The sequence below is a fragment of the Streptomyces cinnabarinus genome (assembly GCF_027270315.1).
GTDB lineage: Bacteria > Actinomycetota > Actinomycetes > Streptomycetales > Streptomycetaceae > Streptomyces > Streptomyces cinnabarinus.
In genome coordinates, this window is the sequence record NZ_CP114413.1 from 1,364,554 (window position 1) to 1,385,445 (window position 20,892).

The following is a 20,892-nucleotide window of genomic DNA, read 5'->3' on the forward strand; positions in this document are numbered from 1 at the left end:
GGTCGCTCAGGTGACGGCTTCGAGGAGCAGGACCGTGCCCAGGGCGGTCAGGGCGGCGCCGGTGACCGCTTCCACGCGCCGGGCGGCCCGCGGCCTGCGCAGCCACCGGCCGAGCCGGTCCACCAGCAGCGCCACGGCCGGGAACCACAGCAGGGCGAGCACCACCACGATCAGTGCCAGCAGCAGGGTCCGGGGCAGCGCGGGAGAGCCTGCCGGCACGAACTGCGGGAGCAGGCTGAGGAACGTGATCGGCGCCTTGGGATTGAGCGCGTTGGTGACGAAGCCCTGCCGCAGCGGGCGCGCGGCGACGGAGGTCTCCTCGGGAGCTTCCGGGCGCGGTCGGCGCAGGGCCCGGAGCGTGCGTGCGCCCAGGTACAGCACATAGGCGCCGCCCAGCAGTTGAAGCGTTCGGAACAGTGCGGGGACCGCGGTCAGCACGGCCGCCACCCCAGCGACCGCCAGCGCGGTGTGCAGCATCAGCCCGGCCGTGATGCCGAGCGCGCAGGCGATCCCGGCCCGGCGCGAGACCAGGGCGTTGCGTACGACCACGGTGAAGTCGGCCCCGGGCATGGCGACCATGCCGGCGGCGACCCCGGTGAAGGCGAGAAGCTGTCCGTCCATACGGCCAGCGTGCCGTGCGGAAGCCTTCAGCAGGTACTTCGAATATTCTGGGTCTGCCTTAAGCAATGCTTTAGTCTCCGGCCCGGCGCCCGAGCCCCAAGGGAGTCTCCCGTGTACGACCCCACCCGGCTCGCCGCACTCGTGGCGGTCGCCGAGGCCGGTTCGATCACCCGGGCCGCCGAGCGGCTCGGCTACACCCCGCCCGCGCTCTCCCAGCAGCTGGCGAAGCTGGAGCGGGAGGCGGGCACACCTCTGCTGGTCCGGCACCATCGCGGGGCCCGGCTCACCGGCGCGGGCGAACTGCTGGTGGCGCGGGCCCGCCGGGTGCTGGACGAACTGGAGCGCGCCCGGCATGAACTGGCCCGGCTCACCGGGCTGTCCGGGGGCACGCTCCGGCTCGGCACCTTCCAGACCGCGGGCGTCCATCTGCTGCCGCCGGTACTGAGCGCGTTCCGCCGGGCCCACCCGGACGTGGAACTGACGGTGGCCGACTACGAGCCGCCCGCCGGGGTCGCCGCGGTCGCCGCAGGGGAGATCGATCTGGCGCTGACCCACACCTATGAGCCCGCGGACCCGGTGCCGGTGCCCGCGTCGGTCGTGCTGGAGCCGGTTCTGGTCGAGGAGTTGGTGCTGGTGACCGCGCCCGGGCACGCCCTCGCCGACGCGACCTCACGGCTGCCGCTGAGCGAGCTGGCCGGGCAGCCGCTGATCAGCATGGCGCCGGATCATCCGGCCCGGCAGGGGGTGGAGGCGGTGCTGGCCCGGGCCGGGGCCACCGCGTCGGTGCTGGTGGAGACCCCGGTGTACGCGCTGGTGTGCGCGCTCGTCAGTGCGGGGCTCGGGGTCGGTGTGGTGCCGGAGATGGTGGCGCGGACGGCGGTCACTCCGGTCGGGACCCGGGCGCTGGAAGGGGGCGAGCTGCGCCGTACGATCTCGGTCGCGCGGCGGGCGGAGGGGGCGACGCCCGCGGTGGACGCCTTCGGGGCGCTGTTGCGGGGTGCGTTCGCCAGGGCCTGACTCCTGCGGGGCCTGGACCGGGGCCAGGGCCTGGACAAGGGGCCTGCGGGCGCGGGCCGGGGGGATTCGGTGATGGCCCTATGGCTCCTGCTGGCCCGCCGTGGTGACCGGGCGGGCCGGGGCCGTCCAGGGGAGTTCGATGGAGACCGTCTTGCCGCCCTCGCGGGTCGGCCGGACTCTGAGGCGGCCGCCGCACTCGGCGGTCAGCCAGCGGATGATCACCAGTCCCCGGCCGTTGTCCTGCTGGACGGCGGCGGGCAGGCGCTTGGGGAACCGCGGATGACTGTCGGTGACCCCGATGCGCAGTTGTTCGTCATGGTGCAGCTCGATGTCCACCGTGAAGGTGGGTGACTGACCGAGCGTGTGCTGTACGGCGTTGGTGGCGAGTTCGGAGACGATGAGCCTGATGGTGTCGGCCACGTCCGTCTCGACCGGCAATCCCCATTCCGCGAGAGTGCTGACCACATAGCCACGCGCCGCGGAGACCGAGGCGGGATCGCTCGGCAGAGTGACGGATGCTTCCAGATGGTCTGCCATGGCGACGTCGTCCCTTTCCCACGGGACCGCAGTCCGACACGGAGCGGATGGTTCGAGTACGGTCCCGGACTGGTGCTTCATCGCCAGACTGCCATTACCGCGCCGGTCACGGTGGCGATCCACCAAGATATGCATATATCTGTCGCTCGAAGCGGTGAACTCTGCTACGCGAGACCGTATTTGGGCGGCCCGGTTGGAGTAAGGAGTAGCGCATGCAGCACGGGCCGGCGGTACGCCGCCGAAAGCTGGGCGCCGAACTGCGTGCGTTGCGCACCGGTGCGGGGCTCACCAGCGGTGAGGCGGCGCGTCTGGTGGGCTGGCACCAGTCGAAGGTGAGCCGGATCGAGACCGGTGCCAGCGGGGTGAAACCGGCCGATGTGCGGTTACTGCTGGACGCCTACGCGGTCGGGGACTCACAACTACGGGAGTTGCTGCTGGTGTTGGCGGGGTCCGACGACGGGGCCGGACGTCACCACTGGTGGCACGCGTACCGCGGGGTGCTGCCGCCGACCTACCGGGACTTCATCAGCCTGGAGTCCCAGGCGAGCGCGATGCGCACGCTGGAGACCTCCGTGGTCCCGGGGCTGTTGCAGACGCCGGAGTACGCGCGGGCGGTGACCCGGGCCGCGGTGGGCGGGCTGGACGAGACGGACGAACGGCTGGACGCGCTCGTCGAGGTGCGGCTGGCCCGGCAGGACGTGCTGCGCGGGATGCCACCGCTGGAGCTGAGCGCGGTGCTCGACGAGGCGGTGCTGCGCCGGGACATCGGCGGTCCCGGGGTGATGTCCCGACAGCTGTGGCGGCTGGTGGAGGCGGGGCGGCTGCCTCAAGTGTGCTTGCAGGTCCTGCCGTTCACCGCGGGGGCGCACATCGGTATCACGGGGCCTTTCGTTGTCTTCTCATTTTCGCGCACTTCTGATCTGGATGTGGTTGTTCTCGACCACCTTACGAGTAGCCTCTACCTCGAACGGAAAGAAGACCTCCAGGCGTACACGGAGGCCTTCACCACCCTTCAGATCCACGCCCTTTCGCCCGAGGAATCGTTGGATTACATCGCCGGGATAGCTGACGGCGCGTAAGGAGGCACCATGTCTGCACTGCCTCGGCACGTACCTTCAAGTACCGATCTGCATACCGCGCACTGGTTGCGCAGCAGCTACAGCACGGGTGCGAACAACTGCGTGGAGACGGCTCGGCCGTGGACCGGTCCCGGGGCCGGACTCCTCGCCGTACGGGACTCCAAGAGCCCGGCCGGACCCGCGCTGCTCTTCTCCCCCGAGAGCTGGGCGGACTTCACGGCCGCGTACCAGTCCTGACAGTTCCCGATCCATACCGATCAGTTCCGATCAGTTCCGTCTCGATCCATCGATCAGTTCTCTCGCCGCGGCGGCAGGGCCGTGTCACGCCGACTCATGGTCGTGTCTCGCCGATGACCCGTACAGCGCGTTCGATCTGGCCGTCCGTGAGATCCGCACGGGCGGTCAGCCGCAGCCGTGAGATGCCGTCGGGCACGGAAGGAGGACGGAAACAGCCCACGGCGAGACCCGCCGCACGGCAGTCCGCGGCCCAGCGCACGGCCTCCTCCGGGGAGGGCGCGCGCACCGAGACGACCGCGGCGTCCGGACGCACCGCCTGATGGCCCTCGGCCGTCAGGCGGGCGTGCAGTTCACCGGCCACCGCGCGCGCCCGTGCCGCCCGCTCCGGCTCCCGGCGCAGCAGCCGGAGGGCCGCGAGGGCGGCACCGGCCGCGGCGGGGGCCAGGCCGGTGTCGAAGATGAACGTCCGGGCCGCGTTGACCAGATGGTCGATCACCCGGGCCGGGCCCAGGACGGCGCCGCCCTGACTGCCCAGCGACTTGGACAGCGTCACCGTGACGACGACGTCGTCGGCGCCCGCGAGCCCCGCCGCGTACGGGGCACCCCGGCCGCCGTCGCCGAGCACCCCGAGCCCGTGCGCGTCGTCGACCACGAGTCCCGCGCCGTACTCCCGGCACGCCTCGGCGAGCCCGGCCAGCGGGGCCGCGTCGCCGTCGACCGAGAAGACGGTGTCGGAGACCGCCACGGCCGGTCCGTCATGGGTCTGCAGTGCCTTGCGCACGGCGTCCGGCTCGGCGTGCGCGACCACCTGGGTCGTACCGCGGGCCAGCTGGCAGCCGTCGATGAGTGAGGCGTGGTTGCCCGCGTCGGACACGATCAGCGAGCCGTGCGGCCCGAGCGCGGTGACCGCGGCGAGGTTGGCCGCGTAGCCGGAGGAGAAGACCAGCGCCGCCTCGAAGCCGCAGAAGTCCGCCAGCTCGCGCTCCAGCTCGGTGTGGAGTTCCGTCGTACCGGTGACGAGCCGGGAGCCGGTGGCGCCGCCGCCCCAGGTCCGCGCCGCCTCGGCCGCGCCCTCGGTGACCTCCGGATGGTGGGCCAGGCCCAGGTAGTCGTTGCTCGCGAGGTCCAGCAGCGGCGAGTCGGCGGGGCGGGGGCGCAGGGTCCGGACGAGTCCGGCACGGCGGCGCAGCTCCGCCTGGTCGTCGATCCAGCCGAACGCCATGGGTCCTCCGGGGATTTTGTAGGCAGCGCACAGACACTAGCGGGACGACCCGGCGCCCAGGGTGTGGCAATACCCACACCTCGAAGCGCCCGAGTTGTACGAACTCTCCTTGGCCAGGAACCCCTCCGTAAGACAGGATCAGCTCTCATGGACCTGCTGAACACGCTGGTGGACAAGGGGCTGCGGCGCGAGCTGCCGACCCGCGAGGAAGCCCTGGCCGTCCTCGCGACGTCCGATGACGACCTGCTCGATGTGGTGGCCGCAGCCGGCAAGGTGCGCCGGCACTGGTTCGGCCGTCGGGTGAAACTGAACTACCTCGTCAACCTCAAGTCCGGCTTGTGCCCGGAGGACTGCTCCTACTGCTCGCAGCGGCTGGGCTCGACCGCCGGGATCCTCAAGTACACCTGGCTCAAGCCCGACGAGGCCTCCCAGGCGGCCGCCGCGGGGCTCGCGGGCGGCGCCAAGCGCGTCTGTCTGGTGGCCAGCGGACGCGGTCCGACCGACCGTGACGTGGACCGGGTCTCGGACACCATCCGGGCGATCAAGGACCAGAACGAGGGCGTCGAGGTGTGCGCCTGTCTCGGGCTGCTCTCCGACGGCCAGGCCGAGCGGCTGCGCGAGGCGGGCGCGGACGCCTACAACCACAACCTCAACACGTCCGAGGGGACGTACGGGGACATCACGACCACGCACACCTACGCCGACCGCGTCGACACCGTGCAGAAGGCGCACGGGGCCGGTCTCTCCGCGTGCTCCGGTCTGATCGCCGGCATGGGTGAGAGCGACGAGGACCTGGTCGATGTCGTGTACTCGCTGCGTGAGCTGGACCCGGACTCGGTGCCGGTCAACTTCCTGATCCCGGTCGAGGGCACGCCGCTGGCCAAGGAGTGGAACCTCACTCCGCAGCGGTGCCTCAGGATTCTGGCGATGGTGCGGTTCGTCTGTCCGGACGTGGAGGTACGGATCGCCGGTGGCCGTGAGGTCCATCTGCGCACCATGCAGCCGCTCGCCCTGAACCTGGCCAATTCGATCTTCCTCGGTGACTACCTCACGACCGAGGGCCAGGCGGGCAAGGCCGACCTGGAGATGATCGCCGACGCCGGGTTCGAGGTGGAGGGCGCGGGCGAGGTGACGCTGCCGGAGCACCGGGCGGCCGGGGGTGGCTGCGGGTCGCACGCGGGAGGCCACGACTGTGGCGGCTGCGGGTCCCGCGAGGGCGGCGGAGTCTGCGGTTCCGTTCCGGCCGCATCGGCCTCGCCGGCCGAACAGGCCGAGCCCGGTGAGGTCCGCAGCGATCTCGTCGCCGTGCGCCGCCGGGGCGCCGGAACGGACGTCGCGCCCAATGCCTGACCTGAGCGTGCCCGAGCTGCTGGACCTCGACCGGAAGCACGTGTGGCATCCGTACGGTCCGATGCCGGGCCGGCAGGAGCCGCTGGTCGTGGAGTCGGCGAGCGGGGTGCGGCTGCGGATGGCGGACGGCTCGGGCGAGCTGGTCGACGGGATGTCGTCCTGGTGGTCGGCCATCCACGGCTACAACCACCCGGTGCTCAACGAGGCGGCCGTCGAGCAGCTCGGCCGGATGAGCCATGTGATGTTCGGCGGGCTCACCCACGAGCCCGCCGTACGCCTGGCGAAGCACCTTGTCGACATGTCGCCCGAGGGGCTTGAGCATGTCTTCCTCGCCGACTCGGGCTCGGTGTCGGTCGAGGTCGCGGTGAAGATGTGCCTGCAGTACTGGCGCTCGCTGGGGCGGCCCGGCAAACAGCGGCTGATGACCTGGCGGGGCGGCTACCACGGGGACACCTGGCAGCCGATGTCGGTGTGCGACCCCCAGGGCGGGATGCACGACCTGTGGACCGGAGTGCTCCAGCGCCAGGTCTTCGCGGACCCGCCGCCGGTCGAGTACGAGGAGTCCTACGCCGACCATCTGCGGTCCCTGATCGAGCGGCACGCCGACGAACTGGCCGCGGTGATCGTCGAGCCGGTGGTGCAGGGCGCGGGCGGGATGCGGTTCCACTCCCCCGCGTATCTGCGGGTGCTGCGCGAGGCGTGCGACGCGCACGGTGTGCTGCTGGTCTTCGACGAGATCGCGACCGCCTTCGGGCGCACGGGCGCGCTGTTCGCCGCGGACCACGCGGCCGTGACGCCGGATGTGATGTGTGTCGGCAAGGCTCTGACCGGCGGCTATATGACGCTGGCCGCCACCTTGTGCACCTCGCGCGTGGCCGACGGGATCTCCCAGGGCGAGGTGCCGGTGCTGGCGCACGGCCCGACGTTCATGGGCAATCCGCTGGCGGCCGCCGTGGCCTGCGCCTCGCTCGAACTGCTGCTGGGCCAGGATTGGCAGGCGGAGGTCAAGCGGATCGAGGCGGGGCTGCGCGAGGGGCTGGCTCCGGCCGCGGATCTGCCGGGCGTGCGGGACGTACGGGTCCTCGGCGCCATCGGCGTCGTCCAGCTGGATCACCAGGTGGACATGAAGGCGGCCACGGAAGCGGCCGTACGCGAGGGCGTGTGGCTGCGGCCGTTCCGCGATCTGATCTACACGATGCCGCCGTACGTCACGGGCGACGCGGACCTGGCGCGGATCGCGCGCGCGGTGTGCGCGGCGGCGCGGGAGGGCTGAGATGTCGGTACTGGTGATCACGGGCACCGGCACGGAGATCGGCAAGACGATCACCACCGCCGCCGTCGCCGCCACGGCGCTCGCCGCCGGCCGCACGGTGGCCGTGCTGAAGGCCGCCCAGACCGGGGTGGGACCGGACGAGCGCGGGGACGCCGACGAGTGCGCTCGGCTCGCGGGTGCGGTGACGACGGCCGAACTGGCCCGTTTCCCGGAGCCGTTGGCGCCGGGGACGGCCGCGCGCCGGGCGGGACTGCCGCCGGTGCGCCCGCAGGCGATCGCCGAGGCGGCCGCGAAGCTGGCCACCGAGCACGACCTGGTGCTGGTGGAAGGGGCGGGCGGGCTCCTGGTCCGCTTCGACGAGGCGGGCGGCACGCTCGCGGACGCCGCCGAACTCCTGGCCGCTCCCGTCCTGGTGGTCGCACCGGCCGGCCTGGGCACCCTCAACTCCACGGAGCTGACGGCCCACGAACTCCGTGCCCGGCGCCTGGACTTCCGCGGTGTGGTGATCGGCAGCTGGCCCGACGCCCCTGATCTGGCATCCCGTTGCAATGTGGCGGACCTGCCGGAGGTATCCGGGGCACCGCTGCTGGGGGCGCTGCCCGCTGGCGCGGGGGCGCTGGCACCGGCGGACTTCCGTGCGGCGGCGGGGGGTTGGCTGGCTGCGGAGCTGGGCGGTACGTGGGACGCGGTGGCCTTCCGGGAGCGCGTGGCCGGCTGAGCCCGGGGTGGGTTACACCGGGTCCTTCTCTGCAAGCAATCGGACGAGTTCGATGCGGGAGCGGATGCCCAGCCTCGTGAACACCCCCCGTAGATGGTGGTCGATCGTGCGCGGGCTCAGGGCCAGGCGGGACGCGATCTCCCGGTTCGTCGCGCCTTCGGCGGCCATCCTGGCGACCAGGAGCTGTTGCGCGGTGAGGCGGGCGGTCGGGTCGTCGGGGCCGGAGGGTGCGGGGTCGGAGGGGGCGCCCAGGGCGCGGAGTTCGGCTCGGGCCTGGGCGGCGCAGTGCGGGGCGCCGAAGGACTCGAACGCCTCCAGCGCGCTGTGCAGCCGGTCTCGGGCTTCCGTACGGCTGCGCAGCCGGCGCAGCGCGCCGCCGAACAGCAGCTCCGTGCGGGCGCGTTCGAGGTCGCGGGTGCCGCGCCCGTGCAGGACGAGCGCGCTGCGGTAGTGCTCCACGGCCTCGGCGCCGGGCGCGAGCAGCGCGCGGCAGCGGGCGCTCAGGGCCAGGTCGTCGGCGCTGCCCACGGTGCTCGCCCAGCGGTGGTAGTCGGCGTGGGCGACCCGGGCGACGCGCGTGTCGCCGGTGCGGACGGCGGCCTCGACATAGTGCGGGGTGGCCAGATGGCGGACCGCGCGGTGGCCGTGCCCCGGGCCGAACCCGGCGAGCGCGCGCAGCCGGGCCGCCGCCGCGGCGAACCGCCCCGTGCCCAGGTCAAGACAGGCGAGCGCCCACTGTGCGAGCGCCGCCGGCAGTCCCAGACCGTGGGCCAAGGCGTACGAGCGAGCAGTGGCGGCGCGTTCCCGGCAGACCTCGGCGTCACCGGTGAGGGCCGCGAACATGGCGAGGGCGGCCTGGAGATGGCAGGCCCCGTTGTCCTGGCCGGTGGTGTGGGCCTGCCACAGGGCGTCGGTGGCGGCGGCCTCTCCGGCACGGGGGCGGCCGGTCCAGAAGTCGGCGTAGACCCGGAACTCCATGGCCTGCGCCACGGCGGCCGTCGTGCCCCGGGCGCGGGCGGACTCGGCGGCGCGCAGGGTGGCTCCGGCGGCGCGGGTGTGGTCGCCGAGGAGCAGGGCGGCGATGCCGGCGTGGATCAGGAGGGTGGGGTCACCGCCGGGACCGCACCTCCCGGCCGCCGCCTCCAGCAGCTCCCGTGCGTCGCCGTACCGTCCTTCGAAGGCCGCGACCAGGCCGCCCAGCGTGCCGGGCACCTCGACGCCGAGCCGCCCGGCGACCCGGGCCGCCTCCCGCAGCCGCCGTACGTCGCCGGTGTAGATGGCCGCTTCGGTGGCCCGGGCGAGCAGGTGGGTCGCGCGTCCGCCCTGTTCCCGGCCCGCCTCCCCGAGCAGCGTGTCGAAGGCGTCGGTCGCGTTGCCCGCTCTGAGGGCCAGGACGCCGGTCAGCGCGGGGTCGGCGGTGGCGACGGTGAGGTGCCGGGCACGGTCGCTGTCACCGGACTGCCAGGCGTGGTCGGCGGCGCGGGCGAGCAGCAGGGTCTGCTCGGATGGGTCGGGGCAGAGCTGGGCGGCGCGTTCGGCGAGGGCGCGGGCCAGGGTGAGGCGTCCGGTCTGCTCCGCCGTGCGTGCCGCGTCGCCGAGTTCCGCCGCGAGCCGCCCGCTCGGGCCGAGCGCGCCGGCGCCTCGGTGCCAGGAGCGCCGAGGTGTCTCCCCGGCGCCGTGCAGCACCCGGGCCAGCAGCCGGTGCGCGTCCCGCCGGTCCGCCGGACTCCCCGTCTCATAGGCGGCGATCCGGGTCCAGGCGTCCCGGAACACGACCCCGCGCGCCCCGGAGTGGGCCACCCCGGACGCCTCCGCGGCCTCCAGCGGGCGGGTGTCGAGGCGGGCGGCCGTCACGGCGCGCAGGAAGGCGTGGGTGGCGACCGGGTACTGGTCGGCCGCGGCCAGCAGCAACAGCAGCCGGGTGTCGTCGGGCAGGGCGCGGATCTCGGCTCGATGCGCGTGGAGGCACGCGGGTGCCAGCTCGGCGGGTTCCGTGGGGAGCGGGTCGAGTCCCGCCGCCTGCCGCGCCGTCAGCCTGCCCACGGCTTCGGCGGCGGCGCGCGGATCGCCGTATACGGCACGCAGCACACGCACCCGCACGGGCTCGGACACGGGCCGGGCGGCCGGATGCTGTACGGCGCCTGTGAGCTGCGGTGCCGAAGTGCGGTCGAGGGGCTGGGGGTTCACCGGGGTCACCACACAAAAGACGTTACTGGCGAGTTAATTGACCAGTAAAGACCGGCGATTTCACCGATGCGGCGCGCGTAGACCCGGCCCGACACTCCTGGCGAACCCCACACGCCTCAGGAGGCCCCCATGCAGCGCCCCATGCGTCGCATCGCCACGGCCGTCGCGACCGCGGCCGCTTCGCTCCTTCTGGCCCTTGCCCTCTCCCCCACACCCGCCCGGGCGGCGACCCACAACCCGGTCGTCTTCGTACACGGTCTGAGCAGTTCCGCCGACAGCTGGGACGACTGGATCGCCGACTTCAAGGCGGACGGCTACACCTCCTCCGAGCTGTACGCCTTCTCCTACGACTGGTCCCAGTCGAACGCGACCACGGCCCGTCAGCTCGCCACCTACGTCAACACCGTGCGCACCCAGACGGGCGCCGCGAAGGTGGACCTGGTCGTGCACTCCATGGGCGCCCTCGGCTCCCGCTACTACCTGAAGAACCTGAGCGGGACGTCGTACGTCGACGACTTCGTGTCGAGCGCGGGCACCAACCACGGCACGACCACGGCCGGATGGTGCTCCTGGCTGTACACCTCGTGCGCCGAGATGTACACCGGCAGCTCCTTCCTCACCGCGCTGAACTCCGGTGACGAGACCCCGGGCAGCGTCTCGTACGCCAGCTACTGGTCCAACTGCGACGACGCGCTCACCCCGGACACCACCGCGATCCTCAGCGGGGCGACCAACGTCGAGGTCGGCTGCGTCTCGCACACCGACATGAACAACGACTACGGCGTCTACGAACAGGTGCGCGACTTCATCGCCTGACCCGCGCACCTAGGGCGCACAGCGGGGGTGCGCGGCGGGCGTCCGGGGGACAATCGGGATATGGCCCGTCCGTCCCGGGAGGTTCCCATGCCGCTTCGGTCCGCCGGCACCGACAAGGTGCCGCGGGATGCCGTGCACCACCCGCTGTTCGCCCGTTTCTACGCCCGCTGCAGCGTGAACGCCGAGACCGGTCTGGGTGTGGGCGCCCTGCGCGACCGGCTGCTCGCCGGACTCTCCGGCCGGGTGATCGAGATCGGGGCGGGCAACGGCCTGAACTTCGCCCACTATCCGGGCACCGTCTCGGAGGTCGTCGCGATCGAGCCGGAGCGGGTGCTGCGGCACCTGGCCGTGGAGGCCGCCCTGCGCTCAGATGTCCCGGTGGACGTGGTGCCGGGGGCGGCGGAGGCGCTGCCGGTCAAGAGCGAGGCGTTCGACGCGGCAGTGGTCTCGCTGGTGCTGTGCAGTGTCCGGGACGTACCGCGGGCGCTGTCGGAGATCCGTCGGGTGCTGCGGCCCGGCGGGGCCGTGCGGTTCCTGGAGCACGGCCGGGGCGGCGGCACCGCGATGCACCTCACCCAGCGGGCCCTGGACCGGACGGTGTGGCCGCTGCTCTGCGGCGGCTGCCACGTCGGCCGGGAGCCGGTGGCGTCCCTGCGCGACGCGGGCTTCGAACTCGGCCCCTACCGGCGGCTCCTGGTGCCGGAGAAGGGGCCGAGGCTGCCCACCTCGTACTGCGTGCTGGGCACGGCGTGGCGGCCCATGGCCGAGGACTGATCATCCGTACCGCCGCCGCTCACTCGCACCACTCCCGCAGCCGCTCCGCGATGTCCTGCACCGACGCCTCGCCGCTCTTGACCAACCGGGCCAGTTCGCGGACCTGTTCCGGCGAGGTGACGACCTTCAGGCCGCTCGCGATCAGGTAGGCGTAGGCCACGGCGGAGGCGAACAGGGCGTTGGAGCGCTCCAGCGCCGGGACGTGGATGAGCAGTTGGAGCAGGGCCGCGGCGCGGGCCTGCGGGGTGTCGTAGACGGGCACGTCGAATATCACGGCGTCGTGGCGGGCGACGGCCGCGACCAGGGCGCCCCAGTCGGTGACCTGGGGGTCGCCCGGGGTCATCCGTTCGGCGAGCATCAGCAGCCAGGCGAGGTCGACTCTCACTTCGCTCAAGGGTCAGCGACGACCTTCGCGCTCCGCGCCGAACTCCTCGGCGAAGACGGACTCGTACTGCTTCATGAAGTCGGCGGCGGCCTCCACGAAGGTGTGGCCGACCTCGCCGGCGTCCTGCCGGACGAGTTCCTCGATGTAGCGGTTGACGCTCATGCCGCGCGCCGTCGCGCGTTCGCGGGCCGCGCGGGCGGTGTCCTCGTCGACGCGGACGTTCAGCTGGGTTTTCGCCATACCTCGAAGCTAGCGCCGAGGTGCTAGCAGAGGCAAGGGAATCATTCCTGGGGTGGAGGGCGACTCGGACCTCAGGGGGATGCCCGGTGTGGGCCGGGTCACACTACGCTCGGCCCTGACAAGGACGTCGCGATGTCCAGGACCGAGGAGGCCGCCTTGTCCACTCCTGCTCCGGTGCACGACCCGGCCGACTCGATCGCGGCCCGGGCCCGCGGTCTGACCAAGGCGTACGGCTCGGGCGAGACGGCGGTGCTGGCGCTGGACTCGGTGGACGTCGACATCGCGCGGGGCCGCTTCACCGCGGTCATGGGCCCCTCGGGGTCCGGGAAGTCCACGCTGATGCACTGTCTCGCCGGTCTCGACAACGTCTCGGCCGGTCAGGTGTGGCTCGGCGGCACCGAGATCACGGGGCTGAAGGAGCGTGAGCTGACCCGGCTGCGGCGGGACCGGATCGGGTTCATGTTCCAGTCGTTCAACCTGATCCCGACCCTGAACGCCGCCGAGAACATCACCCTGCCCATGGACATCGCGGGCAAGAAGCCCGACGAGAAGTGGCTCGACCAGGTCATCGACACGCTCGGTCTGCGGGACCGGCTCAAGCACCGGCCCGCGCAGCTCTCCGGCGGTCAGCAGCAGCGCGTGGCCTGCGCCCGCGCCCTGGCCTCCCGCCCGGAGCTGATCTTCGCCGACGAGCCGACCGGCAACCTCGACTCGCGCGCCGGTCTGGAGGTGCTCGGCTTTCTCCGGGACGCCGTCGACCAGCTCGGGCAGACCGTCGTCATGGTCACCCACGACCCGGGCGCCGCCGCCCACTCCGACCTGGTGCTCTTCCTCGGGGACGGGCGGATCGTGGACGAGATGGCCCGGCCCACGGCGGAGGCGGTGCTGGAGCGCATGAAGCGGTTCGACGTGATCCGGGGCGCCGCCGACGCCCCCGAGGAGGACTGACCCGGTGCTCAAGGCGACCCTGCGCAGTTTCCTCGCCCACAAGGGACGGCTGCTGCTCTCCGCCCTCGCGGTACTCCTGTCGGTCGCGTTCGTCGCGGGCAGCCTGATCTTCTCGGACACCGTCAGCCGTACCTTCGACCGGCTCTTCGCCTCGACAGCGGCCGATGTCACGGTCAGCCCGAAGGAGAACCTCGACGAGTCGCTGCCGTCCGGTTTCACCCCCACACTGCCGGCCTCGCTGGCGGACCGGGCGGCCCGGGTCGAGGGCGTCGAGACGGCGCGCCTGGACGTGGACGTGGAGGGCATCACGGTCGCCGACGAGGACAACGAGTCCGTCGGCCCGACCACCGGCGCCCCCACCATCGGCACCAACTGGAACCCCACCGACCGCAGCCCGGTCGAGCTGACCTCCGGTCATGCCCCCGAGGGCCCGGGGCAGGTGCTGATCGACGCGGACACCGCCGACAGCAAGGACGTGGCCATCGGTGACACGCTCACCGTGATCGCGGCGCCGGGCTCGTTCAAGGCCGAGGTCGTCGGCATCGTCACGTTCACCACGACCAACCCCGGCGCCGCCCTGATCTTCTTCGACACCCCGACCGCGCAGACCCGGCTGCTGGGCGACGCGGACGCCGGGACCAGCATCTCGGTGGACGCCGCGGAGGGCGTCAGCGATCCGCAGCTCAAGCAGCGGGTGGCCGCCGCGCTCGGCGCGGACACCTACGACTTCCGGACGGCCGACGAACAGGCCGAGTCCGACCTGGACCAGCTCGGCGGGTTCCTCGACGTCATCAAGTACGTGATGCTCGGCTTCGCCGGGGTCGCCGTGCTGGTCGGGGTGTTCCTGATCGTCAACACCTTCTCGATGCTGATCGCCCAGCGCACCCGCGAGCTGGGCCTGCTGCGGGCGCTCGGCGCCGACCGGCGCCAGGTGCGGCGCTCGGTGCTCCTGGAGGCGCTGCTGCTGGGGCTGGTGGGCGCCTCGCTGGGCCTGGCCACCGGGATCGGTCTGGCCATCGGGCTGATAGAGCTGATGGGCCTGCTCGGCATGAACATCCGCTCCGCGGACATGGTGATCGGCTGGGCGACGCCCGTGTCGGCGTACGCGGTCGGCCTAGGCGTGACCTTCGTCGCGGCCTACCTCCCGGCTCGGCGCGCGGCCACCGTCTCCCCCATGGCGGCGCTCGCGGACGCCGAGATCGCCGGGGTCGGCAAGCCGCTCAGGGTGCGCGCGGTGGTGGGCCTCGTGGTCGGGGCGCTCGGCGCTGCGGCGCTCGTGGGCTGCGTCACCGCCTCGGAGACGTCGTCGGCCGCGTCCCTGCTCGGCCTGGGTGTGCTGCTGACGCTCGTCGCGACCGTCATCGCCGGGCCCCTCCTGGTCCGGCCGGTGATCCGGGTCCTGGGCGGGGCCTTCCCCGCGCTGTTCGGCTCGATCGGCCGGATGAGCCAGCGCAACGCCCTGCGCAACCCCCGCCGCACGGGGGCCACCGCGGCGGCCCTGATGGTCGGGCTCGCGCTGGTCGGCGGGATGTCGGTGGCGAGCGCCTCGATGACCAAGTCGTTCGACGAGCAGATCGACAAAACGCTGGGCGCCGACTTCGTCGTCCAGAACACCAACTTCGTGCCGTTCCCCCGGGAGATCACCGAGAAGATCCGCGACACCGAAGGCGTCGGCCTGGTCGTGCGCTCCCGGCTCGCCACGATCGCGGCCCGCCTGCCCGACGGCGACCGCGTCGAGACGACGGCCACCGCCTACGATCCGCGGCTCGACGAGGTCGCCAACTTCACGTACGCGCAAGGCGATTCGGCCGCGGCGCTGGCCGAGGGCAGCATGGCCATGGACCGGGACTTCGCCCAGGACCACGGGGTGCGCGTCGGCAGCACGATCCCCGTCGAGTTCCAGGGCGGGCGCACCGCCGAGCTGACGGTCGGGGCACTCACCGACATGGAGTCCGCCGACGGCTTCGGCACCCAGGGCGGGATGTACTTCGGCCTGACCACCCTGGAGCGGTACGCCCCGGGCGGTCAGGAGTCCGCGGTGTACGTCAACGGCGCACCGGGCACGAACGACGACGACCTGCGCGCCGGCCTGGAGAAGACGCTCGAGCCCTACCCCCAGGTACAGGTCCGGGATCTCGCGGACTACAAGGAACTGGTGCGCGACCAGATCGCCGTGCTGCTGTACCTGGTGTACGCGCTGCTCGGGCTAGCCATCGTCATCGCGGTGCTCGGGGTGGTGAACACCCTCGCCCTGTCGGTCGTGGAGCGGACGCGGGAGATCGGCCTGCTGCGGGCGATCGGTCTGTCCCGGGTCCAGTTGCGCCGGATGATCCGTCTCGAGTCGGTGGTGATCGCGGTGTTCGGGGCGGTACTCGGGCTCGCGCTCGGCCTGGTGTGGGGGGTGTGCACTCAGCAGGTGCTGGCCCTGCAGGGCATGACGGCGCTGGCGATTCCCTGGGGCACGATCGTCGCGGTGGTGATCGGCTCGGCGGTGGTGGGCATCGTGGCGGCCCTGCTGCCCGCGCTGCGCGCCTCCCGGATGAACGTGCTGGCGGCCATCGCGCACGAGTGAGCGTCCGCATGGCGAAAATCCGGGCCGGCGGTCCGGCCGTCGTGGTCTGCTCGCCGCATGACTGATCTACGGATACGGACCGCCGGGCCCGCCGATCTCGACACCGTGCTGGCCTTCTGGAAGAGCGCCGCCGAGGGCACCAGCATCAGCGACGACCGGGACGGGGTGGAGCGCCTGGTCGCGCGCGACCCGGAGGCGCTGATCCTGGCCGAGCGGGCCGGGGAGCTGGTCGGCACGGTGATCGCGGGCTTCGACGGCTGGCGCTGCCATCTGTACCGGCTCGCGGTCCACCCGGACCACCGCCGCCAGGGCATCGGCTCCGCCCTGCTCACGGCCGCCGAGGAGCGCTTCGTGGCGCTCGGGGGCCGCCGTGGGGACGCGATGGTGCTCCAGCGCAACGCGCGGGCCCATCACGCGTGGCGCGCGGCGGGCTACACACCTCAGGAGCAGTGGCTGCGCTGGGTCAAGCGCCTCACCGACTGACCCTCTTTGCTCATCCTTTAACATTGGGGGACCACTCTCGGTCCTCCAATGAAAGGTGTGTGAGCGTCCGCCCATGGGCGAGCCTCCCAGTACGCGACATCGCGCGCTCCTTCCCACCCTGTCCGATCATGGGACGGAGGTGACCCGATGACCGAAGTGCTCCTGCTGCTGGTGGCGATCCTGCTGTCGCTCACCTGTGGCGCCTTCGTCGCCGCCGAGTTCTCGCTCACCACGGTCGAGCGCGGCCAGCTCGAACAGGCCGTGGAGCGCGGCGAGCGGGGTGCCTCCGGGGCCTTGAAGGCCGTACGGAATCTGACCTTCCAGCTCTCCGGGGCGCAGCTCGGCATCACCGTCACCAACCTGGTGGTCGGCATGCTCGCGGAGCCGTCCATCGCGCGCCTGCTAGCGGGACCGCTGGAATCGCTCGGCATATCCGCCTCCACGGCCGCCTCCGTCGCCCTGGTGATCGGCACCGCGCTGTCCACGGTGGTCCTGATGGTCGTCGGCGAACTGGTACCGAAGAACTGGGCGATCTCCTCGCCGCTGGCCGTGGCCAAGCGCGTGGGCAACCCGCAGCGCTGGTTCAGCGCCGCGTTCCGCCCGTTCATCACGCATCTGAACAACACGGCCAACCGCATCGTCCGCCGCTTCGGCGTGGAGCCCGCCGAGGAGCTGGCCTCCGCGCGGGGGCCGCAGGAACTGGCGGCGCTGGCCCGGCACTCCGCCAAGCAGGGCGCCCTGGAGGCGGACACCGCGGAGCTGTTCGTGCGGACCCTGAACCTCGCGGACCTGACCGCGGAGAACGTGATGACGCCGCGCGTGCAGGTCATCGCCCTGGAGGCGTCGGCGACCTGCGAGGACGTGGCCAACGCCACCCGCGCGACCGGCCTGTCCCGGTTCCCGGTCTACCGCGGCAACCTCGACACCGTCGTGGGCACCGCGCACATCAAGGACATCCTCGCCGTCCCCGCCGGGCGGCGGGCCCGGGTCCCGGTAGCCGACCTGATGCGCGAGCCGCTGCTGGTCCCCGAGTCGCTCACCGTCGACCGGCTGCTGGACCGGCTCTCCGGCAAGCGCACCATGGCCGTCGTGATCGACGAGTACGGCGGTACGGCGGGCGTGGCCACGCTGGAGGACATCGTCGAGGAGGTCGTCGGCGAGGTCCGCGACGAGCACGATCCGCACGAGACGCCCGACATCGCCCCCGCCGGCAGCGACGACTCCGGCCGGGCCCTGTTCTCGGCCGACGGCTCGGCCCGCGTCGACCGGCTCGCGCGCGTGGGCCTGCGGGCACCCGAGGGACCGTACGAGACGCTGGCCGGTCTGGTGGCCCACGAGCTGGGGCGGATCCCCGAGGCCGGGGACTCGGTGCGGGTCGCCGGCTGGCGGCTGGACGTCACGGACGCCTCGGGGCACCGCGCCGCGCGGGTGCTGCTGCACGCGCCGCTCGACGATCAGCTCGACGGTGGTCGTGGCGGCGGTTCTGACGGCGGCCGTGGCGACGGTTCCCACGACGGTTCTGACGACGGTTTTGACGACAAGGAGGAGACGCTGTGACCGCGATCCAGTTGCTGATCGGCTTTGCGACCCTCGTCGTCAACGCCTTCTTCGTCGGCGCCGAGTTCGCGCTGATCTCGGTGCGCCGCAGCCAGATCGAGCCGTACGTCGAGCGGGGCGACCGGCGCGCCAAGAGCGTGCTGTGGGGCCTGGAGCACGTGTCCGCGCTGATGGCCGCGGCCCAGCTCGGCATCACCCTGTGCACCCTGATCCTCGGTGTGGTCGCCGAACCGGCCATCGAGCATCTGCTGGAGCCGGTGTTCCACGCGCTGGGCGTGCCGGAGGGCGCGGGGCACGTGGTGTCGTTCGTGATCGCGCTGACCCTGGCGACGTATCTGCACATGCTGCTCGGCGAGATGGTGCCGAAGAACATCGCGCTGGCGGAGCCGGTGCGCAGCGCGCTGGTGCTGGGTCCGCCCCTGGTGACGCTGTCGCGGGGACTGCGCCCGGTGATCTTCACGATCAACGCCTTCGCGAACGCCCTGCTGCGCCTGCTGCGCGTGGAGACCAAGGACGAGGTCACCGCGACCTTCTCGGACGCGGAACTGGCACGGCTGGTGCGGGACTCCGGCGAGGCGGGCCTGATCGACGAGCGGGCCCGGGAGCGGCTGCACGACGCCCTGGAGCTGGGCCGGCGGCCGGTGCGTGACGTCGTGCTCCCGCTGGAACGCGTCGTCTACGCGCGCGTGGGCGTCACTCCGGAGGAGCTGGAGGGGCTGTCCGCGCAGTCCGGGTTCTCCCGCTTCCCGGTGGTCGACGAGGGGCGCCGGATCGTCGGCTATCTCCATGTGAAGGACGCGCTGGACGCCTCGCCGCGGGACCTGCCGTTCCGGGTGCCGGACATGCGGCCCATCGCCCGGGTGCGGGAGAGCACCCCGCTGGACGACGTGCTGAGCGCGATGCGGGGCGGCCGTACGCACCTGGCGGCGGTGGTCGGGGACGACGGACGGCTGTCGGGCCTGGTGACGATGGAGGACGTGCTGCGGGAGCTGTTCGGGCAGCGGACGTAGGGCCTCGTCAGGAGGATCCCGGGGCGACCGACCGACGGGTATGCGCCCCGGGATACCATTTGCCTCGCCATGCAGACGAACCCCGCACACACCAGCCTCGTCGCCGTCGGCGACTCCTTCACCGAAGGCATGTCGGACCTGCTCCCGGACGGTTCCTACCGGGGCTGGGCCGATCTCCTCGCCACGCGGATGGCCGCCCGGAGCCCCGGCTTCCGGTATGCCAACCTCGCGGTGCGGGGGAAGCTGATCGGCCAGATCGTCGAGGAGCAGATCGAGGTCGCGGCGGCCATGCGGGCCGACGTGGTGACGCTGGTCGGCGGTCTCAACGACACGCTGCGGCCCAAGTGCGACATGGGCCGGGTGCGCGGACTGCTGGAGGAGGCCGTGGAACGCCTCGCGCCCTCCTGCAAGCAGCTCGTGCTGATGCGCAGCCCCGGCCGCCAGGGCCCGGTCCTGGAGCGGTTCCGGCCGCGCATGGAGGAGCTGTTCGCCTGCGTCGACGAGCTGGCCGAACGCCACGGCGCGGTGGTAGTCGACCTCTATGGCGCCCCCTCGCTCTCCGACCCGCGCATGTGGGACGTGGACCGGCTGCACCTGACCCCCGACGGCCACCGCCGGGTGGCGGAGGCGGTGTGGCAGACGCTCGGATACGAGCCCGAGGACCCGGAGTGGCGCACCCCGATCCCGGCCTCGGCGCCGCCCGGCTGGGTCAGCCGCCGCGTCACGGACGCACGGTTCGCCCGGCAGTACCTGCTCCCGTGGATAGGCCGCCGCCTCACCGGCCGCTCCTCCGGCGACGGCCTCCCGGCCAAGCGCCCGGAGCTTCTGCCGTACGAGGGACCGGCCGTCTGACCTCCCACTGGACGGGGCTGTGAGCACGCGGGCGGGGAATGCGTGCAGTGTGCGCCAGGGGTGGCCCAACGCGGGACGAGGGCCCGCCGAACGCTGCCGCGGGCGGCTGGTGCGGTGCCGGTTCCCGTCCCGGTGCTCCAGCCAGCAGTAGCCGACCGCCCGGCCCGCCGACTGGCGTGCAGCTGGATCTGCGAGGACTTGCTGGGGGCCGACGGGCCCGTGACCACGTACAGCATGCAGCCCTCTTGCGAGACGGAGCCCACGTATCTGCGGCCGGCATCAGAGCAAGCGGGCGGCGTAAAGCCCTCTGGGACGCGGCCTTCGCACTGTCCTCGATGGTGCGGGAGGCAGCCCCTGGCTACGCCAACGAGGTGGGCAAGACCCGCTCGGGAGCGCCGGAATGGTGGGTTCCTGAATCGATCCGATTCGAGCGCGCGTTGTTGGCCAGGGGTAACGGGTTGGTTACGTCGGCCTTCCCAAGAGAGCGTCTCTCCGCGGGCTCGGGGCGTTTCGGGTGTGGGTTCGGCGCCGGCCTGCCTGCTGTGGGTCTTGACTGCGGCGGGTTCTCTGTCGCTTCTGATGGGCAGCCAACGGGGGCTCCTGATGGCGAATATGCCAGTGTGTGGGGAGATGCGAAATGAGTTACGTCTTTACAGTTCCCTGGCTATCGCGACGAATCACTGGGTCGTCACGATGCGGCTCCAGCTATTCAGCCCTCACTGCTGTGGGAGTCGGCGCATGGAGAACGTGGCTGCGCAATGGATCGAATACACCGACCGTGAGCGGGAGGAGCGAGGAGACCCACCGCTTACAGCGTTCGAAGAGCTGCAGGCGGCAGCGAAGATCGTCACGCATGGCACGCGGATCATGCATCACCCCGTGTACGGGGTGGCAAGGCTCGCCGACGGCATCAGGAGGAACTCTTCCTGATCCCTCTCGTCGGCGCTATGACGGACCGCCGCGCCTAGCCATTGACCTGTAGTTTCCTACGGCTCCTGGACGGTACGGACCCTG

The 20,892-nt window shown here is 72.1% G+C and carries 21 protein-coding genes; 15 read left to right on the forward strand and 6 right to left on the reverse strand.

Going from position 1 to position 20,892, the window contains the following annotated elements; all coding sequences use genetic code 11:
• Window positions 1-6 precede the first annotated feature (6 nt).
• A complete protein-coding gene (locus STRCI_RS05805; protein ID WP_269657758.1) occupies window positions 7-621 on the reverse strand; it encodes a LysE family translocator in 615 nt (204 codons plus the stop codon).
• 111 nt (window positions 622-732) lie between these two features.
• On the opposite strand from STRCI_RS05805, the gene STRCI_RS05810 reads away from it, so the two are divergent.
• Entirely contained in the window at window positions 733-1,638 is a 906-nt protein-coding gene (locus tag STRCI_RS05810; protein WP_269657759.1) for a LysR family transcriptional regulator, read from the forward strand.
• A gap of 78 nt (window positions 1,639-1,716) precedes the next feature.
• Here the strand turns inward: STRCI_RS05810 and STRCI_RS05815 are convergent, their stop codons facing one another.
• Window positions 1,717-2,175, reverse strand: coding sequence for an ATP-binding protein (locus STRCI_RS05815; RefSeq protein ID WP_269657760.1), 459 nt, complete (start codon window positions 2,173-2,175; stop codon window positions 1,717-1,719).
• A 212-nt stretch (window positions 2,176-2,387) separates the two neighbouring features.
• Here STRCI_RS05815 and STRCI_RS05820 point away from each other — a divergent pair, with 212 nt between their 5' ends.
• Together STRCI_RS05820 and STRCI_RS05825 are read left to right on the forward strand one after the other, a co-directional pair.
• Entirely contained in the window at window positions 2,388-3,254 is an 867-nt protein-coding gene (locus STRCI_RS05820) for a helix-turn-helix domain-containing protein (RefSeq protein ID WP_269657761.1), read from the forward strand.
• 9 nt (window positions 3,255-3,263) lie between these two features.
• Window positions 3,264-3,491, forward strand: a complete 228-nt coding sequence (locus tag STRCI_RS05825; protein WP_269657762.1) for a DUF397 domain-containing protein — start codon at window positions 3,264-3,266, stop codon at window positions 3,489-3,491.
• Between the two features lie 94 nt (window positions 3,492-3,585).
• Here STRCI_RS05825 and STRCI_RS05830 read toward each other — a convergent pair whose 3' ends face one another.
• Window positions 3,586-4,713 (reverse strand): 8-amino-7-oxononanoate synthase, encoded by a 1,128-nt coding sequence (locus STRCI_RS05830; protein ID WP_269657763.1) that lies wholly within the window; start codon window positions 4,711-4,713, stop codon window positions 3,586-3,588.
• Window positions 4,714-4,860: 147 nt separating this feature from the next.
• Here STRCI_RS05830 and bioB point away from each other — a divergent pair, with 147 nt between their 5' ends.
• The 3 genes from bioB to bioD are packed head-to-tail and all read left to right on the forward strand — an operon-like array spanning window position 4,861 to window position 8,054.
• Window positions 4,861-6,063 (forward strand): biotin synthase BioB, encoded by a 1,203-nt coding sequence (gene bioB, locus STRCI_RS05835; protein ID WP_269657764.1) that lies wholly within the window; start codon window positions 4,861-4,863, stop codon window positions 6,061-6,063.
• Complete coding sequence (locus STRCI_RS05840) at window positions 6,056-7,336, forward strand: adenosylmethionine--8-amino-7-oxononanoate transaminase (RefSeq protein WP_269657765.1); 1,281 nt, start codon at window positions 6,056-6,058, stop codon at window positions 7,334-7,336. The genes bioB and STRCI_RS05840 overlap by 8 nt, the downstream gene beginning before the upstream one ends.
• Before the next feature lies 1 nt (window position 7,337).
• Entirely contained in the window at window positions 7,338-8,054 is a 717-nt protein-coding gene (gene bioD / locus STRCI_RS05845) for a dethiobiotin synthase (RefSeq protein WP_269657766.1), read from the forward strand.
• A 12-nt stretch (window positions 8,055-8,066) separates the two neighbouring features.
• Here the strand turns inward: bioD and STRCI_RS05850 are convergent, their stop codons facing one another.
• Window positions 8,067-10,250: a LuxR family transcriptional regulator gene (locus tag STRCI_RS05850; RefSeq protein ID WP_269664495.1), complete on the reverse strand. Its 2,184-nt coding sequence runs from the start codon at window positions 10,248-10,250 to the stop codon at window positions 8,067-8,069.
• Between the two features lie 120 nt (window positions 10,251-10,370).
• Between STRCI_RS05850 and STRCI_RS05855 the strand changes: the two genes are divergently transcribed.
• Window positions 10,371-11,057, forward strand: a complete 687-nt coding sequence (locus STRCI_RS05855; RefSeq protein ID WP_269657767.1) for an esterase/lipase family protein — start codon at window positions 10,371-10,373, stop codon at window positions 11,055-11,057.
• Window positions 11,058-11,144: 87 nt separating this feature from the next.
• Window positions 11,145-11,831, forward strand: a complete 687-nt coding sequence (locus tag STRCI_RS05860) for a class I SAM-dependent methyltransferase (protein ID WP_269657768.1) — start codon at window positions 11,145-11,147, stop codon at window positions 11,829-11,831.
• Window positions 11,832-11,850: 19 nt separating this feature from the next.
• Here STRCI_RS05860 and STRCI_RS05865 read toward each other — a convergent pair whose 3' ends face one another.
• A complete protein-coding gene (locus tag STRCI_RS05865) occupies window positions 11,851-12,189 on the reverse strand; it encodes a fic family toxin-antitoxin system, toxin component (RefSeq protein WP_418953453.1) in 339 nt (112 codons plus the stop codon).
• Window positions 12,190-12,228: 39 nt separating this feature from the next.
• Complete coding sequence (locus tag STRCI_RS05870; RefSeq protein ID WP_269657770.1) at window positions 12,229-12,456, reverse strand: toxin-antitoxin system HicB family antitoxin; 228 nt, start codon at window positions 12,454-12,456, stop codon at window positions 12,229-12,231.
• A 132-nt stretch (window positions 12,457-12,588) separates the two neighbouring features.
• Between STRCI_RS05870 and STRCI_RS05875 the strand changes: the two genes are divergently transcribed.
• The 7 genes from STRCI_RS05875 (at window position 12,589) to STRCI_RS05905 (ending at window position 20,808) form a co-directional block, all read left to right on the forward strand.
• A complete protein-coding gene (locus tag STRCI_RS05875) occupies window positions 12,589-13,404 on the forward strand; it encodes an ABC transporter ATP-binding protein (RefSeq protein ID WP_269657771.1) in 816 nt (271 codons plus the stop codon).
• Between the two features lie 4 nt (window positions 13,405-13,408).
• On the forward strand, window positions 13,409-15,976 hold the full coding sequence (locus tag STRCI_RS05880) for an ABC transporter permease (RefSeq protein WP_269657772.1): 2,568 nt from the start codon (window positions 13,409-13,411) through the stop codon (window positions 15,974-15,976).
• A gap of 57 nt (window positions 15,977-16,033) precedes the next feature.
• Entirely contained in the window at window positions 16,034-16,459 is a 426-nt protein-coding gene (locus tag STRCI_RS05885; RefSeq protein WP_269657773.1) for a GNAT family N-acetyltransferase, read from the forward strand.
• 147 nt (window positions 16,460-16,606) lie between these two features.
• Window positions 16,607-18,016 (forward strand): hemolysin family protein, encoded by a 1,410-nt coding sequence (locus STRCI_RS05890; RefSeq protein WP_269657774.1) that lies wholly within the window; start codon window positions 16,607-16,609, stop codon window positions 18,014-18,016.
• Window positions 18,013-19,026, forward strand: a complete 1,014-nt coding sequence (locus STRCI_RS05895) for a hemolysin family protein (RefSeq protein WP_269657775.1) — start codon at window positions 18,013-18,015, stop codon at window positions 19,024-19,026. The genes STRCI_RS05890 and STRCI_RS05895 overlap by 4 nt, the downstream gene beginning before the upstream one ends.
• 69 nt (window positions 19,027-19,095) lie before the next feature.
• Window positions 19,096-19,878, forward strand: a complete 783-nt coding sequence (locus tag STRCI_RS05900; RefSeq protein WP_269657776.1) for an SGNH/GDSL hydrolase family protein — start codon at window positions 19,096-19,098, stop codon at window positions 19,876-19,878.
• A 738-nt stretch (window positions 19,879-20,616) separates the two neighbouring features.
• Window positions 20,617-20,808, forward strand: coding sequence for a hypothetical protein (locus STRCI_RS05905; protein WP_269657777.1), 192 nt, complete (start codon window positions 20,617-20,619; stop codon window positions 20,806-20,808).
• Window positions 20,809-20,892: the final 84 nt, after the last annotated feature.

Coding starts and splice junctions, on each gene's coding strand:
- STRCI_RS05855 (WP_269657767.1), top strand. CDS start 10,371: ATGCAGCGCCCCATGCGTCGCATCGCCACGGCCGTCGCGACCGCGGCC.
- STRCI_RS05820 (WP_269657761.1), top strand. CDS start 2,388: ATGCAGCACGGGCCGGCGGTACGCCGCCGAAAGCTGGGCGCCGAACTG.
- STRCI_RS05805 (WP_269657758.1), bottom strand. CDS start 621: ATGGACGGACAGCTTCTCGCCTTCACCGGGGTCGCCGCCGGCATGGTC.
- STRCI_RS05890 (WP_269657774.1), top strand. CDS start 16,607: ATGACCGAAGTGCTCCTGCTGCTGGTGGCGATCCTGCTGTCGCTCACC.
- STRCI_RS05870 (WP_269657770.1), bottom strand. CDS start 12,456: ATGGCGAAAACCCAGCTGAACGTCCGCGTCGACGAGGACACCGCCCGC.
- bioB (WP_269657764.1), top strand. CDS start 4,861: ATGGACCTGCTGAACACGCTGGTGGACAAGGGGCTGCGGCGCGAGCTG.
- STRCI_RS05815 (WP_269657760.1), bottom strand. CDS start 2,175: ATGGCAGACCATCTGGAAGCATCCGTCACTCTGCCGAGCGATCCCGCC.
- STRCI_RS05825 (WP_269657762.1), top strand. CDS start 3,264: ATGTCTGCACTGCCTCGGCACGTACCTTCAAGTACCGATCTGCATACC.
- STRCI_RS05885 (WP_269657773.1), top strand. CDS start 16,034: ATGACTGATCTACGGATACGGACCGCCGGGCCCGCCGATCTCGACACC.
- STRCI_RS05865 (WP_418953453.1), bottom strand. CDS start 12,189: ATGCTCGCCGAACGGATGACCCCGGGCGACCCCCAGGTCACCGACTGG.
- STRCI_RS05830 (WP_269657763.1), bottom strand. CDS start 4,713: ATGGCGTTCGGCTGGATCGACGACCAGGCGGAGCTGCGCCGCCGTGCC.
- STRCI_RS05860 (WP_269657768.1), top strand. CDS start 11,145: ATGCCGCTTCGGTCCGCCGGCACCGACAAGGTGCCGCGGGATGCCGTG.
- STRCI_RS05900 (WP_269657776.1), top strand. CDS start 19,096: ATGCAGACGAACCCCGCACACACCAGCCTCGTCGCCGTCGGCGACTCC.
- STRCI_RS05905 (WP_269657777.1), top strand. CDS start 20,617: ATGGAGAACGTGGCTGCGCAATGGATCGAATACACCGACCGTGAGCGG.
- STRCI_RS05840 (WP_269657765.1), top strand. CDS start 6,056: ATGCCTGACCTGAGCGTGCCCGAGCTGCTGGACCTCGACCGGAAGCAC.
- bioD (WP_269657766.1), top strand. CDS start 7,338: ATGTCGGTACTGGTGATCACGGGCACCGGCACGGAGATCGGCAAGACG.
- STRCI_RS05875 (WP_269657771.1), top strand. CDS start 12,589: ATGTCCAGGACCGAGGAGGCCGCCTTGTCCACTCCTGCTCCGGTGCAC.